This window comes from Natronomonas salina, assembly GCF_013391105.1.
In the GTDB taxonomy this organism is placed as follows: Archaea; Halobacteriota; Halobacteria; order Halobacteriales; family Haloarculaceae; genus Natronomonas; species Natronomonas salina.
Genome location: NZ_CP058335.1, coordinates 2,607,945 through 2,623,697 on the forward strand (window position 1 = coordinate 2,607,945; position 15,753 = coordinate 2,623,697).

Annotated in this window: 16 protein-coding genes; 8 read left to right on the top strand and 8 right to left on the bottom strand. The window is 67.7% G+C overall.

Annotation, left to right across the window (positions count from 1 at the left end; genetic code table 11):
* Window positions 1-697: 697 nt before the first annotated feature.
* The 3 genes from HWV07_RS13530 to HWV07_RS13540 form a co-directional block, all read right to left on the bottom strand.
* Window positions 698-1,606 (bottom strand): serine/threonine-protein kinase RIO2, encoded by a 909-nt coding sequence (locus HWV07_RS13530; protein WP_178334812.1) that lies wholly within the window; start codon window positions 1,604-1,606, stop codon window positions 698-700.
* Window positions 1,607-1,797: 191 nt separating this feature from the next.
* Window positions 1,798-2,190, bottom strand: coding sequence for a DUF8057 family protein (locus tag HWV07_RS13535; RefSeq protein ID WP_178334813.1), 393 nt, complete (start codon window positions 2,188-2,190; stop codon window positions 1,798-1,800).
* Window positions 2,190-2,885: an RAD55 family ATPase gene (locus HWV07_RS13540; RefSeq protein ID WP_178334814.1), complete on the bottom strand. Its 696-nt coding sequence runs from the start codon at window positions 2,883-2,885 to the stop codon at window positions 2,190-2,192. Before HWV07_RS13540 ends, HWV07_RS13535 begins: the two co-directional genes overlap by 1 nt.
* A 361-nt stretch (window positions 2,886-3,246) precedes the next feature.
* Here HWV07_RS13540 and HWV07_RS13545 point away from each other — a divergent pair, with 361 nt between their 5' ends.
* The 4 genes from HWV07_RS13545 to HWV07_RS13560 all read left to right on the top strand — a co-directional run bounded on the left by HWV07_RS13545 (window position 3,247) and on the right by HWV07_RS13560 (window position 7,105).
* Complete coding sequence (locus tag HWV07_RS13545) at window positions 3,247-3,978, top strand: ribonuclease H-like domain-containing protein (protein ID WP_178334815.1); 732 nt, start codon at window positions 3,247-3,249, stop codon at window positions 3,976-3,978.
* Between the two features lie 37 nt (window positions 3,979-4,015).
* Entirely contained in the window at window positions 4,016-4,861 is an 846-nt protein-coding gene (locus tag HWV07_RS13550) for a lipoate--protein ligase family protein (protein WP_178334816.1), read from the top strand.
* Between the two features lie 371 nt (window positions 4,862-5,232).
* Window positions 5,233-6,066, top strand: a complete 834-nt coding sequence (locus tag HWV07_RS13555; protein WP_178334817.1) for a deoxyribonuclease IV — start codon at window positions 5,233-5,235, stop codon at window positions 6,064-6,066.
* A 259-nt stretch (window positions 6,067-6,325) separates the two neighbouring features.
* A complete protein-coding gene (locus HWV07_RS13560; protein ID WP_178334818.1) occupies window positions 6,326-7,105 on the top strand; it encodes a class I SAM-dependent methyltransferase in 780 nt (259 codons plus the stop codon).
* Here the strand turns inward: HWV07_RS13560 and HWV07_RS13565 are convergent, their stop codons facing one another.
* A complete protein-coding gene (locus tag HWV07_RS13565) occupies window positions 7,106-8,326 on the bottom strand; it encodes a threonine synthase (protein ID WP_178334819.1) in 1,221 nt (406 codons plus the stop codon).
* 9 nt (window positions 8,327-8,335) lie between these two features.
* Window positions 8,336-9,520, bottom strand: coding sequence for a lactate 2-monooxygenase (locus tag HWV07_RS13570; RefSeq protein ID WP_178334820.1), 1,185 nt, complete (start codon window positions 9,518-9,520; stop codon window positions 8,336-8,338).
* Between the two features lie 161 nt (window positions 9,521-9,681).
* Between HWV07_RS13570 and HWV07_RS13575 the strand changes: the two genes are divergently transcribed.
* On the top strand, window positions 9,682-10,713 hold the full coding sequence (locus HWV07_RS13575) for a DNA-methyltransferase (protein ID WP_178334821.1): 1,032 nt from the start codon (window positions 9,682-9,684) through the stop codon (window positions 10,711-10,713).
* Window positions 10,714-10,787: 74 nt separating this feature from the next.
* Window positions 10,788-11,465 (top strand): type I 3-dehydroquinate dehydratase, encoded by a 678-nt coding sequence (locus HWV07_RS13580; protein WP_178334822.1) that lies wholly within the window; start codon window positions 10,788-10,790, stop codon window positions 11,463-11,465.
* Here HWV07_RS13580 and HWV07_RS13585 read toward each other — a convergent pair.
* Together HWV07_RS13585 and HWV07_RS13590 are read right to left on the bottom strand one after the other, a co-directional pair.
* Entirely contained in the window at window positions 11,436-11,849 is a 414-nt protein-coding gene (locus HWV07_RS13585; protein ID WP_178334823.1) for a hypothetical protein, read from the bottom strand. The two genes, HWV07_RS13580 and HWV07_RS13585, sit on opposite strands and share 30 nt — an antisense overlap.
* Window positions 11,850-11,890: 41 nt before the next feature.
* Complete coding sequence (locus HWV07_RS13590) at window positions 11,891-13,408, bottom strand: aldehyde dehydrogenase family protein (RefSeq protein ID WP_178334824.1); 1,518 nt, start codon at window positions 13,406-13,408, stop codon at window positions 11,891-11,893.
* A 209-nt stretch (window positions 13,409-13,617) separates the two neighbouring features.
* On the opposite strand from HWV07_RS13590, the gene HWV07_RS13595 reads away from it, so the two are divergent.
* Both HWV07_RS13595 and HWV07_RS13600 read left to right on the top strand, forming a co-directional pair.
* A complete protein-coding gene (locus HWV07_RS13595) occupies window positions 13,618-14,034 on the top strand; it encodes a zinc ribbon domain-containing protein (protein ID WP_178334825.1) in 417 nt (138 codons plus the stop codon).
* Between the two features lie 94 nt (window positions 14,035-14,128).
* A complete protein-coding gene (locus HWV07_RS13600; RefSeq protein ID WP_178334826.1) occupies window positions 14,129-14,500 on the top strand; it encodes a DUF7522 family protein in 372 nt (123 codons plus the stop codon).
* Between the two features lie 14 nt (window positions 14,501-14,514).
* Here the strand turns inward: HWV07_RS13600 and HWV07_RS13605 are convergent, their stop codons facing one another.
* On the bottom strand, window positions 14,515-15,681 hold the full coding sequence (locus HWV07_RS13605) for a 3-dehydroquinate synthase II (protein WP_178334827.1): 1,167 nt from the start codon (window positions 15,679-15,681) through the stop codon (window positions 14,515-14,517).
* Window positions 15,682-15,753 lie beyond the last annotated feature (72 nt).

Here is a 15,753-nt window from a genome sequence, read left to right on the forward strand (position 1 = left end):
CTGCCTCCGGGACTGCCCCCTCGTCCGGGACCGACGCGGGTTCGCACTCCGGAAACCCGTCGAGTACCCCGTGGTGAACCCGAGTTTAGCCGGTAGTATGGGGGCAGTAAGAACCTCGAGCACTTCGCGCGGTTGCTTCGTTTGGCCCTCGATGGCCCCGATCTGCCGGAGGGGTGTAAAGCCAGCTCACTCGGGGATTGTCCGAGGAAAACGCGCTGCTCGAGGCCGGATTCAGTGTGAATGGCCGTCCTGCGGACCTCGGTGCCATGCCTATTTGCCCGTGTTCTCGGTGCAGTTGGCAGTACGTTACGCGCGCGAACAGGCATATCCTCTCTCGATCCGGTCTCCGGAAACGAAATGGCCATCTCCGTCTTCCCCCCAGTCACGTCGAGACGCTCGTCAATGTTGTCACCTAGGTGAGCGGCAACACTATGTCGTAGATCGGTTCAGCCATTCATCGTGAACTGAAATGTCTGAAGTCTGATGGCGTAGCGGCAGTATTGAATTAAATACAAATATAGGGAAAAATGCCGAAATCGGGACGCTACGGCTTGTATGGCCAGTATTTATCGAAGAGGAACCAAACTGCTTCGGCGCCATTTGATATCGCGACATACAGTTTACCTTATACCTGGCCTGAATCCGATATCGCGTCTCTAGAAGTCAGGAAAACTGGCTCGTATCCGCTAACGAGGCTTCAAACGGCGAAGGAGCGCACTGACTCGAACTCGTCGTTCCGGATCGCCGACGACAGTGCCTCCCGGTCGACGTCCGGTGTCTCACCGGGGTGTTTCCGCTGGAAGTAGCCGAGGATATTGTCGACGTCGCGGCGGAGCAGCTCGTCGCTGTTCTCGTGTTCGGCCGGGACGGCCTGCGGCCAGTCGAAGACCGTGACGCCGTCGGCGGAGACGAAGACGTTGTACTCGCTCATGTCCGCGTGCACGAACCCCTCCTCGTAGGCGGTGGCCATCTCGGCGAGCACGAGGTCCAGGACGCCGATCACCTGCTCGGGTTCGAGTTTGGCCCGCGACAGCTCGACCCCGTCGATCTTCTCCATCAGTATCGCGTGTCGGTTCTGATCGACCGGTCTGGGAACGCTGACGGCCGGGTAGAGCGTCTCCAGTGCCTCGTACTCGCGCTCTGCAGCCTTCCTGGCGGTGTAGAGCCACGACCGGTGTTCCTTGTCGGCGGTGTACTCCCGCTCCTTCTGTACCTCGCGGAAGTTCGTGTACCCCTCGCGGTGGTACTTCAGCGCCAACGGCTTGAACGACCGGGCTTCGTAGACGTCGCTCTCCTTCCCGACACCCAGGGGTGCGCCCACGCCGTCGATGGATTCGCGTTCGGCGAAGGTGTGCAACGCGAGCGCGTCGTACCCCTCAAAGGTGAGGCGGTACCCGGTGTACTGGATCGTCTTCCGTTCAACTAGGCCGCGGTCCATGCAGCGGTCCACGCGGTACTCGACTTCCTCCTCGTCCAGCCGGGAGAACTCGGGGATCTTCCCGGTCGAAACCCACCGGGAGAACCGCATGCCGTGCTCGATGCCCGACAGCAGGTGGAAGTCCTCCTGCTCCAACTCGGCCATCTGCGTGGCGACGTTCTGGACCATCTCACCGCCTCTAGCGTGTCGACGCCCAAAAGGGGTACGAGTGCGGTTCTGCTTATATAATAAATCGTCTACTGCGATATAGAAAACCTGGGTTGGGGCCACCTCTGTGGCTCGTTCTGTGCGCCGAATCTACGGATAGAAGCGCCGCTACGGGGTTACTAGTCGATCGAGTGAAGATGAGACGCCGCGGATTACTTCTCGAGGAACGAAGGCAGGTCGAGACTCTCCGGGCGACGACCGGTAAGGGGCTCACCGTCGGATCGCGTGAGCGCGTCGGGTAACCCGGTCGGTCCCGCCCCGGAGTCGACGCCGACGGACCGGAGCTTCGTCTCGACGAGGGTCTCCCAGACTTCCGTCGAATCCTCCGCGTTGGGCTTCAGTTCTAGCGCCTTCGCACGCCCCTCGTCGTAGGCGAGTTCGACGAGACTCTCGTCGTAGGAGTCCGGCGATTGTGCGCGCAGCTCCTCGAACCGGGCTTCGTGATCCGGGTCGCCGCAGACCGAGGCGACGCCCAGGGCGTAGGCCCGCTTGATCACCTCGCGACTGTCGAGGTCGGTGTCGTCGTCGAAGTGGGCGTCGTACATCAGTGACGCTGGAGCTGTTGTCCGCCGACGTGCAATCCGTCGTCGCTGAACGAGAGTTCGTGGATGTCGGTGTCGACGGCCGTCCCGCGCATCTTGAGCACCTGGACGCCGCGGCGCATCCCCTCCTCCTCCAGGAAATTGTGGAGGAAGATGACCCCGTGCGCGAGGTAGTGTTCGTCGGCGTAGGCGCTCGGATCGGTCATCTCCGAGATGAGGATGGCCGTCACGTCGGTTCGTTTCAGGGCCGTGAAGAACTGGATCGCGCTGTTGTCGGTGTCGTCGAGGAAGTACTGGAGCAGCATCGTCGAGTCGATGACGATCCGATCGACGTTCTGGGACTCGATGTGGCTCGTGAGCCGGTTGACCACGTCGTTGCTGCCGCGGCGGTTGCCGGGCATCCGGAACAGCTGCTTGCCGTCGTTGGAGAACACGTCGATGAAGGCCATCCGGTCGGTCCTGATGGCCTGGTCGAAGTCGAAATCGTACCCCGACATGTCGTCGACGATGTCCTCCCTCGACTCGTGCATGCTGACGAACAGGCAGTTGTCGCCCTGTCTGACCCCCTCGACGAGGAACTGACTCGAGAACGTCGTCTTGCCGCTGCCGGGTGGACCACAGATCACGTACAGTCTGCTGGACGGGAGCCCGCCCTCGATCAGGTCGTCGAATCCGGCCACGCCGCTCGAAATACGCATACTACGTGGATTGGTGATGTCGCATATAACTCCGCAGACGGGTTCGGCGGGTTGAACGAGATTCGATTTCGGTCGCGACCGTGACGAATACAGTAGCGTCCATTTGGAGGTATGAGAAAAAATTTTAATTAATTTACTATGTGATTTTCTTCTTCACGTCGATATCGCCGCTAAGAGCAGTTTTGGTTCGGAGATTGGGTTAGCTGCAGACTTGATATTTGATATCGCTGAATACAGTTTAACATATAAATGGTGTTCGTACTGATGGTGTGTCAACCAGGGCAGTGGGAGAGCGTCGGAGTCCCCGGAAATCGGAAACCCGAGCGAGTACTTTACGAGGCTCGACGACCCAGGGACGGTCGTGCGACTGGAGAACTCATACATCGGCGTCGACGGGGTGGGCGAGACCACCGAGCGGAAGCTCTGGGAGGCCGGCGCCCACACGTGGGCGGATTTCGAACCCTCCCTCTGCGGTCCGACGACGGCCGAACGCATCGAGTCGTTCATCGAGAGGGCCCGGCCGCGACTCGAGAACGGCGACTCGGACTTCTTCGACCGGCGACTCCCCTCCTCGGAGCGGTGGCGGCTCTACGAGAACTTCCGCGAGGAGGCCTGCTTCTTCGACATCGAGACGACCGGGCTGGACCAGACCTACAACGACGTCACCTGCGTCAGCTTCCACCGCGACGGCGACACGGAGACCCTCGTCCGCGGCGACGACCTCACGCACGAGAACGTCCGGGAGCTCCTGGACGCGCCGCTTCTGGTCTCGTTCAACGGCGCTCGCTTCGACATCCCGTTCCTCGAGGAGTCGTTCGACCTCTCCATCGACGCTCCCCACCTCGACCTGATGTATCCCTGCAAGCGCGTCGACCTGACGGGCGGACTGAAGGCCATCGAACCGGAGTGCGGCGTCGAGCGCGACCGGCCGGACATCTCTGGCGAGGACGCCGTGCGGCTGTGGCGCGAACACGAACGCGGCGTCGACGGCGCTCTCGAGACCCTGATCTCGTACAACCGCGAGGACACGGTCAACCTGAAGACCGTCGCTGACGACACCGTCGAGCGGCTCGACCGCCGGCTGCTCCCGTAGGGACAACCGCTTTCACGGCCGCTGCGTAACGCGGGGTATGGACTGGCGGCTCATCACCGAGGAGTTACTCGACGGTCCGATGGCGATGGCGCTCGACGAGGTCGCGGCCGAGACCGTCGCTGCAGGTGGCCCCGCGACGGTACGGCTCTACCGGTGGTTCCCCAGCACCGTGACACTCGGCTACAACAACGACGCCGACATCGTCGACTGGGAGCACTGCGACGACTGGGGGGTCAGCGTCACCCGAAGACCGACCGGCGGCGGCGCGATCTACCACGATACCTCCGGCGACGTGGCCTACTCCATCATCGCGCCCGCCGACGAGTTCCCCAGCGACGTCACCGAGTGCTACCGAGAGTTCCTCCAGCCCATTCTGGCCGCCTTCGAGGCTGTAGGCGTCGACGTGGACTTCGCCGACGAGGAGAAAGCCGGGCTCTGGAATTCCCTTTGCTACCTTCTTCCCCTGGACCCGGCGCACGACCTCGTCGGCCCGGACGGACGGAAGATCGCGGGTAACGCCCAGTACCGCACCCGCGACGCCGTCGTCCAGCACGGTTCGCTCACCTTCGAGGTCAACACCGACCAGCATCTGGGCTGCTTCGAGGACCCGCCCGTGACGCCGGAGGAATTCGACGCGCGCGTGTGCGGGCTCCACGAACTCGTCTCGGTCGACGACGTCGTCGAGACCGGACTCGGCGCCTTCGGCGGGTACGACGTCCAGCGCTCGAAGTTCGTCTCCAATCTCGAGGACGCGCTCGCGGACTGGGCCGGCGCGGAGGAGAGCGAGTGGACCGACGAGGAGCTGGAGCGTGGTCGAGAACTCGTCGAGACGAAGTACGGCAACGACGAGTGGATCCGCGATCGGAACGATCCGACAGGATAGCGAGTCTGGGCGTTAGCCGCTCTGACAACGGTTCCGTATAAGAATATATTGAATTTAGAATTAATTTTGCGTAGATAGCAAGCACGAGTCTTTTCGAGGCTGTTATGCTGTGGATATCCGAATTTGCGGTCAGACTCGAGATAAACTGTATATTGCTATACTAAATCACCGCGACTCGGTTGGCGTGGCTCGGTGGAGAAGAGTTCGAAATCGTTCTCATTGGGCTCTGGAAACACATATCTCGAATCATCTGAGATAAATCCAATCCAATAAATTAAGTATAAAACTTCACCGCGTTTTCCTCCCGTCAGCACATCGCTTCGGGTCTGATTCCGAAGCCCCTATCCCACCACACATCCGAGTCGACGAAGATGCTCAGAATCGGTGCGCACACGTCCATCGCGGGCGGCGTCCACAACGCCGTCGAGGAGCAACTCGAGTACGCCGGCAACTGCGGGCAGATCTTCACCCACTCCCCGCAGGTCTGGCAGGACCCCAACATCGGCGACGAGGAGGCCGAGCGGTTCCGCGAACTCTCCGAGGAGAACGACGTGGGGCCGTGGGTAATCCACAGCTCCTACCTCGTCAACCTCTGTACCCCGAAGGACGACCTCCGCGAGAAGTCCATCGACGCGATGCAGAAGGAGGTCGACGCCGCCGCGAAGCTCGGGGTGCCGTACGTCAACGTCCACCTCGGCGCCCACACGGGCGCGGGCGTGGAAGGCGGCCTCGACAACGCCGCGTCGGCGCTGGAGGAACTGGAGATTCCCGACGGCGTGACGGTGCTCATCGAGTCCGACGCCGGCAGCGGGACGAAGCTCGGCGGCACCTTCGACGAACTCGCCGCGATCCTGGAGCGCTGCGACCAGGACCTCGACGTCTGTCTCGACACCGCCCACATGTTCGCGGCGGGTTACGACCTCTCGACCCCCGAGGGCGTCGACGAGACGTTCGCGGCCTTCGACGACCAGGTCGGCCTCGAGCACCTACAGTGCGTCCACCTCAACGACTCGAAGCACGAGTGTGGCACGAACAAGGACGAACACGCCCACGTCGGCGAGGGGTTGATCGGCGAGGCCGGCATGCGCGCGTTCGTCAACCACGACGCCGCTGAGGGTGTCCCCCTCGTACTGGAGACACCGACCGAGGACGGGAAGTCCTTCGCCTGGAACGTCGAGCGCGTCCGCGAACTCCACGAAGCGTAGCTGAATTTCGTGTTTTGGTGTTTTCGACCTGTTGAGTAGCTTCTGCGCATAGATTTCTCCTCGGAAGGACTTGTAGCTCACGCAGAGAGTCGATATTTCGTATCGCGAGATGACGTTTAACGCAAATGATTTCGGGTTCTATCGGTTGTCGATACTCACGGCGGGAAACCGGAAGAAGACACCCCAACGGTGCTGTAGGTCGTCAGCTCATCGCTCCGGGCCGCGGCGCTTTTCAACCCCAGCGCCGAAGAACGGTGTGATGCGGCAGTTCTCCGCCGACTACCTGCGCGAGACGCGCCGCGGGATGTGGGACGACAGCCGTGAGGCGCTGTCGGCCCTCGACCTCGAGTCCTGCGAGCGCGTCCTAGACGTCGGCTGCGGCGAGGGGGCCCTGACGCGTGTCCTCGCAGAGGAGTGCCCGGGCGAGGTGGTCGGCTGCGACCGCGACGCCGACCTGCTGGCCGAACTCGACGGGCCGGCGGTGCAGGGTGACGCCCACCACCTGCCGTTCCCGGACGACAGTTTCGACCTCGTGGTCTGCCAGGCGCTGCTGATCAACCTCCCCGACCCGGAGCGGGCCGTCCGCGAGTTCGCCCGCGTCGCCGGCGATCGGGTGGCCTGCATCGAGCCGGACAACGCGGCCGTCTCGGTGGCCTCGACGGTCGACGCGGAGAGTCGGCTGGCCGACCGGGCGCGAGAGCTCTACCTACGCGGCGTCGACACCGACGTGGCGCTGGGCGCGGATGCGGTCGAGGTCCTCCAGTCGGCGGGGCTCTCGAACGTGACCTCGCGCCGGTACGACCAGACGCTCGTCGTCGAGCCGCCCTACAGCGAGGCGGACGTCCGGGCGGTGGGCCGGAAGGCCAGCGGCGACGGACTGCGCGACCGCCGCGGCACGATGGCCGGCAGCGAGGAGGAACTCGACGCGCTTCGGGCCGAGTGGCGCGAGATGGGGCGGGAGGCCGTCCGGCAGGTCCAGGACGGGGCGTACCGGCGCCGGGAGACGGTGCCGTTCTACGTCGTCGTCGGCGAGGTCTGATCAGCGGGCGGCGAACGCGTCGAGCCGTTCCTCGAGCGCCGACAGTTCGACCGCCGGCGCAGAGGCGTCCGCGCCGGCTTCCGTGAGGCCGGTCCCCGTCGCGACGACCGCGACGTCGTCGTCGGGTGCGAGTTCGCCGTGGCCGACCAGCGCCCTCGCGCCGGCGAGCCCGACGGCACCGGCCGCCTCGACGCTCACACCCGCCGCGGTCGCCAGGACGCGCTGGGCCTCGCAGATGGCGTCATCATCGACGGCGAGGACCGCGCCGCCGGTAGCCCGCGCCGCCCGAAGCGCCCGGGTCCCGCTCGGTGGGTCGGCGTTGGCGATGGAGTAGGCGACGGTCTCGCCGCCGTCGACGGGCGTCACCCGGTCGGCGCCGGCCGCGAACGCCTCGGTGATCGGCGCGCAGGTGGCCGCCTGGACGAGGTAAACTGGTGGAATTTCGTCGAGGAGGCCGACGGTGCGCAGTTCTCGAAGCACCTTCCAGACGCCGCTGGCGTGGCCGCCGCTGCTGACCGGGAGGACGACGGCGTCGGGGACGGACGGCGCGAACGCCTCGCAGAGCTCCAGGGCCGTCGTCTTCTGGCCTTCGACGCGGAGCGGCGAGTCGGAGTTGACGAAGTAGACGCCGTGGTCCCGACCCACCTCGAGGGAGCGCTCGTAGAGGCGCCCGTAGTCGCCGCGGACCCGCAGCACCGTCGGGTCGAACTGCGCGATGACGCCGAGGCGGGCCGCGGGGACGTCGTCGGGGACCAGCACCACGCAGTCCCGGCCGTGGGCGGCCGCGAAGGCGGCGGTGCTCATCGCCATGTTGCCGTGGGAGACGGTCCCGACGGCAGTCGGGGAACCGTCGTCGGAGTCGGGTGCCTCGACGAGGCCGGCGTCGAGGGCGGCGAGCGCGACGGCGCTCCCGCGGTCCTTGAAGCTCCCCGTCGGCTGCTGGCCCTCGACCTTGAGGTGGACGCGCGACCCCGCGAACCGGTCGAGGGCCGCGTCCCGGAGCAGCGGCGTCCCGCCGGCGGCCGCGGCGAGCCCCGTGTCGGGCATCGAGACCGGTAGCAGCGGGTCGTAGCGCCACAGTCCGGGGCGGTCGGGGAGGTCGGTCCACGCGAGGTCGGACGGGACGTCGGAGGCGAGCCACAGGGGTTCGCCGCACTCACAGCGGGCGCGCGGCTCGGCGGTGCTGGCGCCGCAGTCGTAACAGGTGCGCGTGAGGGCCATCGGAGCCGCTCAGCGCGGCGGCAGTTCGCTCTCGTGCTTCAGCGAGTTGCGGTTGAGCGCCGACGCGTCGTCGCGGCCGGCCAGCCCCATCGTGAGGTCGAAGTCGGCGATGAGGTTCTCGAGGACGTGGTGGACGCCCGCCTGGCCGCCGAGGGCCAGCCCGTAGACGAACGGCCGGCCGAGCAGGACCGCGTCGGCGCCGAGCGCCAGCGCCTTGTAGACGTCCGAGCCGCGACGGATGCCCGAGTCGAAGGTGACTGTCGCCTCGTCGCCGACCTCGTCGACGATCTCCGGGAGGGCCTCCAGGGCGGTGATCGACCCGTCGACCTGCCGGCCGCCGTGGGTGGAGACGCCGACCGCCTCGGCCCCGTGCTCGACGGCCAGGCGGGCGTCCTCGGGGTGGAGGACGCCCTTGATGTGGACTGGGAGGTCGGTGTTCTCGAAGACGAACTCCAGGTCGTCCCAGGTGAGCGAGGAGTCGCCGAAGATGTCGAGGAAGTGGTCGACGGCGGCCTGGGGGTCCTCCTCCGGGGGTTCGTCTAGCTGGTCGCGGAACGCCGGGTCCGAGAAGTAGTTGGCGACCCCCTCGCCGTCGAGGAACGGGTAGTAGCCGCGCTCGATGAGCCGCTCGCGCCAGCCGAGCGTCGGCGCGTCGACGGTGACGACGATGCCGTCGTAGCCGGCGTCCTCGGCGCGCTGGAGGAACGACCGCGCGATGTCCTCGTCGGAGGACCAGTAGAACTGGAACCACTTCGGGGTGTCACCCAGCTCCTCGGCGACGTCCTCCATCGTCGTCGAGGACAGCGACGAGAGGATGAACGGGACGTTCAGTTCGTCGCAGGCGCCCGCGGTCGCCAGCTCGGCGTCGTCGTGGACGAGCGACTGGACGCCCAGCGGCGTCACCATCACCGGGTAGTCGACGGTCTGGCCCATCAGCTCCGTCGTGAGGTCGCGCTCGGCGACGCCCTGCAGCATCCGCGGGACGATGCGCCACTCCGAGAAGTTCTGCTCCCGCTCGAAGGTCTCCTCGGCGCCGGCGCCGCCGTGGATGTAGGCGCGGGCCGTCTCGTCCATCGCCTCGTGGGCGCGCTCCCGGAGGTCCTCGTAGCTCACCGGGAAGTCCGGCGACTTGCCCTCGTGCATCCCTTCTCGGTAGACCCGATTCAGCTTCCGGTTCCCGAACTGCTCCGTCATAGCCGGGCGATTGGTTCGCACCCGCAAAGAGTTGTGGGAGTCGGCCAGGCGTGTCGACCCGGTTCGGCGACCGCCTCCTGTCGGCGGTGACGCGGCTCACCTGTGGATTCGGGGCTCGTTACGACCGCAAAGCCCGTAACCCACCCACCGTATCACTGGTCGTGGAGACGACACACGAGGTCCGAGTCGGGGACGCTCGGGGGGTGGACCTCGGGGATGGGAGCGTGGACCTCGTCGTCACGTCGCCGCCGTATCCGATGGTGGAGATGTGGGACGAGAGCTTCGCCGCCCAGGACCCCGCGGTCGAGGCCGCCCTCGAGTCCGGCGACGGCGAGGCCGCCTTCGAGGCGATGCACGCGCTGCTGGACGACGTCTGGGAGCGGGTGGCCGACGCCCTCCGGGACGGCGGCATCGCGGCGATCAACGTCGGGGACGCGACCCGCCGCATCGACGGCGAGTTCGAACTCTACCCGAACCACGCGCGGGTCATCGAGGGGCTCACCGAGGCCGGCCTGACGCAGTTGCCGGGCATCGTCTGGCGGAAGCCCACCAACAGCGCGAACAAGTTCATGGGGTCGGGGACGCTGCCGACGAACGCCTACGCGACCCTGGAGCACGAGCACGTCCTGCTGTTCCGGAAGGGCGGCACGCGGTCGTTCCCGCCGAACGACGAGGACCGCTACGCCTCGGCGTTCTTCTGGGAGGAGCGCAACCGCTGGTTCTCGGACTGCTGGGAGATCCGCGGTACCGGCCAGACGCTGGCCGACACCGACGGCGCCCGCGAGCGCTCCGGGGCCTTCCCGCTGGAGATCCCGCTGCGGCTGGTCCGGATGTACTCCGTCCGCGGCGACACGGTCCTCGACCCGTTCGTCGGCACCGGCACGACCTGTCTCGCGGCGCTCCTGGAGGGCCGCTCCTCCGTCGGCGTCGAGCGCGACCCCGAACTCGCGGCGGCGTTCGAGCCGCGGGCCCGCGCCGCCCCGGAGCTCTCCGAGGAACTCGCCGAGGAGCGCCTCGACCGGCACCGCCAGTTCGCCGCCGAGAACGAGTCGACCACGAACTACGAGGCCGACCACTACGACACCCGCGTCGTGACGAAGAAGGAGACCGGCATCCGGCTGACGACCGTCGACGACGTCGAGAAGGAGAGCGACGACCCCCTGCGCTTCGTCGCGACCCACGAGCCGTACTGAAGGCCGCTCGCTCAGGTCCAGTTCCTCGACCCCGGTCCCGAACCCTTAACAGCGGACCCGACGCACCACGAGGCATGCCGCTCGATTTCGAAGAGTTCACGCTGGCGGCGGCGACGGCGGACCTCGGGGAGGAGCCCGCGGCCCGCGAGCACGCCGACTGCGTCGAGTTCCGGATGGACCTCGCGGACGGCGACCCCCTCGAGCAGTTGGCGGACTACGACGGTGAGCTGCCGCTGCTGGTGACGAACCGCCCCGAGTGGGAGGGCGGCGAGGCGGCCGACGAGGGCCGGATCGAGGCCCTGGAGTCGGCCATCGAGCACGACGCGGTCGGGGCAGTCGACGTCGAACTCGCGACGCTGGCGGAGGGCGACGGCCACGACCTCGTCGAGACCGCTACGAGGCGGGGTGTCTCCGTGGTGGTCTCGACGCACGACTTCGAGGGGACGCCGCCGCGCGCGGAGCTCGACCGGTTGCTCACCCGCGCGGGGGAGGTCGGGGACGTCGCGAAGCTCGCGGTCACGGCCGAGGACCGCGAGGACACGTTGGCGCTGCTGGCGGCGACGCACGCCCACGCCAGCGACGGCGCGAAGGTCGCGACGATGGCGATGGGCGAGGCGGGCAGCCACACCCGCGCGGTCGCGCCGGTGTACGGCTCGAAGATCGGCTACGCGCCGGTCGTCCCCGAGCGGGCGACGGCGCCCGGGCAGTTCGACCTGGCGACGCTACGCCGACTCGTCGACCGGCTCGTCTGACCCGTCCGCCAGTTTCCGCCGGCGCTCCTCGAAGTACGCGACGGCGCAGAGCACGTTGACGACGGGCATTACCGTCGCGTGCACCCACTCGAGGTCGGGGTCGTCCGGCCGTCGCAGGAGGTCGACGTAGACGACGAGCGGGATCAGCATCTCGACGGCGAGGAAGGCCGCCGCGGTCACCCGGTGGCCGACGGAGTACGCGTCCAGGGCGGCCGTCCCTCCGAGCAGGCTCCGGACGACGACGGAGAGCACCCAGCCGAGGAACGCCACCTCCATGAGAACGAGCAGCGCGAGGAACGGACCGTGGTGTGCGTCGGGGGCGTCCTCGTCCTGGTCGTCCGCGTCGGCGGTCGCGGCGGCGCGGTCCCCGTCGTCGCCGGCCATGAGTCCGGGTCCGGTGGCCCCGGACAAATAGCTACGCCCTCTCAGAAGGGGAACGAGCGCTGCTCGCGCTGGACGGAGATCCACTTCGTCTCGGTCAGTTCGTCGACGATGGCGTCGCCGTGGAACCGACCGATGCCGGAGGCCTTCGTGCCGCCGAAGGGGACGTTCGGCTCCTCGTTGATGGGCTGGTCGTTGACGTGGACCATCCCGGCGTCGATGGCGTCGGCGACGTCCTCGGCGCGGTTGCGGTCGCCGGACCACACCGACGCCGCGAGGCCGTACTCGGTGTCGTTGGCCAGTTCGACGGCCTCCTCGTCGTCCGAGACCGGGATGACGGGCGCGACGGGCCCGAAGTGCTCGTTGCAGGCCGCGGTCATGTCGTTGCTCACGTCCGAGAGCACCGTCGGCTCGACGACCAGCGAGTCGTCGACGCCGTCGAGGTCGACCGTCCCGCCGCCGGTCTCGAGGGTCGCGCCCGCGTCGACCGTCTCCTCGACGTACCGGAGGATCTGGTCGCGCTGGGACTCGTTGATGATCGGCCCGACCATCGTGCCCGGGTCGTGGGCGCTGCCCGTCGGCAGCATCTCGGCCGTCTCGACGAGTCCCTCGACGAACTCGTCGTAGACGTCCTCGTGGACGAGGTGGCGGTTGATGGAGATGCAGACCTGCCCCTGGTGGGAGAAGGTCCCGAAGGCGCTGCCGGAGATGGCGTTCTCGAGATCCGCGTCCTCGAGGACGACGTTCGGGCCGTTGCCGCCGAGTTCCATGGCGGGGAACGCCAGCGAGTCGACGGCCTGCTTGGCGACCTGGCGGCCGACCTCCGTCGAGCCGGTGAACGCCACCACGTCGACGTCGGGGTGGCCGGCGACGCGGTCGCCGATCTCGGAGCCGCGGCCGGTGACGACGTTGACGAGCCCCGGCGGCGCGCCGGCCATCTCGAACAGCTTGCCGATGGCGAGGCCGCTCGTGACCGGCGTCTCGGAGGCCGGCTTGACGACGACGGCGTTGCCGAGGGCGACCGCGGGCGCGACCGCCCGGATGGCCAGGTGCAGCGGGAAGTTCCACGGCGGGATGACCGCGACGACGCCGGCGGGCTCGCGCTTCACGAGGTTCTCCTTGCCCGCGATGGTGGAGTCCCGGACGTCGCCGTCGGCCCGCGAGGGGAAGGTCGCCGACTCCGCGACGTCGGCCAGCGCCGTCTGGATCTCCATGTTCGCCTTCAGCCGGCCGCTGCCGGACTCGGCGACCAGCAGTTCGGTGAGTTCCTCCTCGTGTTCCTCCAGGAGGCGGTGGACCTCCTGGACCAGTTCGGCCCGCTGGTCGTGGCCGCGCTCCGCCCACGACTCCTGGGTCCGCTTCGCCGCGTCGAAGGCCTCGTCGACGTCGTCGGCGGTGCCGGCCGGCACCTCGGTCCACTCCGTCCGGGTCGAGGGGTCGCTCACGGAGATGGTCCCGCGGTCGCCGGGGCCCCGCCAGTCGCCGCCGACGAGCGTGCAGTTCCAGTCCGCCTCCGCGTCGAGGTCGGGCGCCGAACGGTCGGTCCCTGTGGTCTGTGACATCAATGGGTATTGGTTGCTATCCGCCACAAATCTGGCGGTGACGGAATCGATACCGATTACTAGCTTCGTGGTCGGTAGCCGGTCACCGGTGGCCGAGGTCGTCGGTGGGCCCGCGGGCGGTGTCCGTCGGCGGGAGCGGTCCCGGGACGGACTCCCCCCCGGGTAACGGCCCGTGGCTTTTTGCCTCCCGGCCGGTACCCTCCGGGCAGATGACCCAGCGCGCGGCGCGGCGACCCCTGATGGCCGCCATGCTGTCGTTCGTCCAGCCCGGCCTCGGCCACCTCTACCTGCGGGAGTGGGTGCGAGCGGGGCTGTGGGCGGCGCTGTGGTTCGGCTCGCTGGGGCTGGTGCTCTCGACGGTGGGCCTGGAGCTGTCGTCGGCCGAGACGGTCGCGGCCCTCGCCGGCGTCTTCGCCCTCGTCGAGGGGTTCCCCACGGAGGCCGTCGTCTCGATGGTCGCCGTGGCGGCGTTCGCGACGCTGGACGCCTACTGGCTCGCCGCCCGGAACAACCACCGGCTGGCGGGCGACGTCGGCCAGTGTCCGCACTGCGGGAAGGACCTCGACCCGACGCTGGACTTCTGTCACTGGTGTACGACGACGCTGGAGGGCGACGAGTCGTCCTGACCGCCGGGGCGTCTGTGGGCACGACACCGGGTCCTCCCGGCGACGAAGGTGTCGACCCATAGACTGTTCCGGGTCGAGTCCGTATCGGCGGACGATGACGGACGACCAAGAACTCGACGAGGAGCTCGAGGCCGCCTGTCGGACCGCCGTCGGCGACCGGCTCCGCGTGATCGCCTACTTCACGCCCGACGAACACCGCCTCGTCTACATCCGCGACGACATCGAGAACACCGAGAGCCTCGCGACGTTCGTCGAGAACGAGCGGGCCGGCTTCAAGACGGAGACGACCTACGACGACCCGGAGCTGGGGGAGTACCAGTCCACCATCCGAACCTTCGAACAGGGCTACCTCACGCGCGTCATCGAGGGCAACCGCGGCGTCTTCGTGACGACCGACGAGATGGAGATCGAGCGGTTCCGCGACCTCACGGAGGCCGTCGACTCCCTCCTCGAGCAGTTCGTGTAGCGAAGGCGACGCCGCTACTTCTCGATGATCGACTCCTCGACGGCCTCGCCGAAGTGGCGGGCGACCGCCTCGTAGTAGACGAGCAGGTCGTCGCCCTCCTCGAGGTCGGTGACGGCCCGCCGGCCGTCGGCCGTCGCGACCTTGATGGTCTCGGCGTTCTGCAGCAGCGTCTCGATGCGGTCGCCGTTCTCCAGTTCGGCCTCGACGCGGAACATCGGGCGCTTCTCGATCTTCGCGCGGCCGACGATGGCCTCGCGGGTGTTCCCGTCGGTGTCGACGACCTGGACCTCGTCGCCGGACTTCAACTCGGCGAGGTACTTCGTCTCGCCGCCGGGCGTCCGGACGTAGGCGTGGACGGCGCCGGCGTTGACCCGGAACGGGCGGCTGGCGACGTACGGCGAGTCGGCGGTCTCGGCGTGGACGAAGAACAGCCCCCGGCTCATCGACCCGACGAGCATCCCCTCGTCGTGCTCGAGCATCGAGGCGGTGTCGACGCAGACGCGGTCGGCGGAGCCGGTCTGCTCGACGGCGGTGACGGTAGCCCGCTGGAGGTCGAGGCGCTCGCGCTGGGTGGCGTCGCGGGCGTCGACGGTCGCCCGGATCTCGTCGGGATCGTCCGAGTCCAGGAGGACGGCGTCGGCGCCGAGTTCGAGCGTCTCGAAGGCGGTGCGGGCCTCCTCGGCGGTCTGGACGCCCGCCACGAGGTCGGTCTCCTCGCCGATGCGGGCGATGAGGTTCTCCAGGGGGATGATCTGCCAGTCCTCGCCGACGACGATGGTGTAGTCGGCGTCGCGGGCGGCCTCCTCGGCGAGCGTCTCGTACTCCGAGTCGAGGATGCGGACGTAGGCGCCGGTGGCGCCGTCGGTGCGGCGCAGCGTCGTCAGGTCGGCGGACCCGGAGAAGTCGGAGGGGAGGTCGATGGTGCCGTCGCCCTCGCCGTCCTTCCCGACGACGACCGCGTCGGCCTCGGCCTGCTCGGTCTCCTCGGCGTCCATCACGTGGACGTCGTCGCCGGCGAAGGCGGCGACGTTCACCTGCCCGAGGTCGCGGACCCGGCCGACGTCCCGCTGGTCGACCAGCACCCAGTCGACGCCGGCCTCCAGGCCGGCGGTGATGCGGCGCTTCCGCGCCTCCCAGTCGCCGACGTCGTCGTCGGCCTTCAACCACACGGAGCGTGTCATGTGTCCCCGGTTGGGGGGGCCGCTATTGAACGTGGCGGGTTCGACGGACGGCGCCCCCGTCCCACGACACAG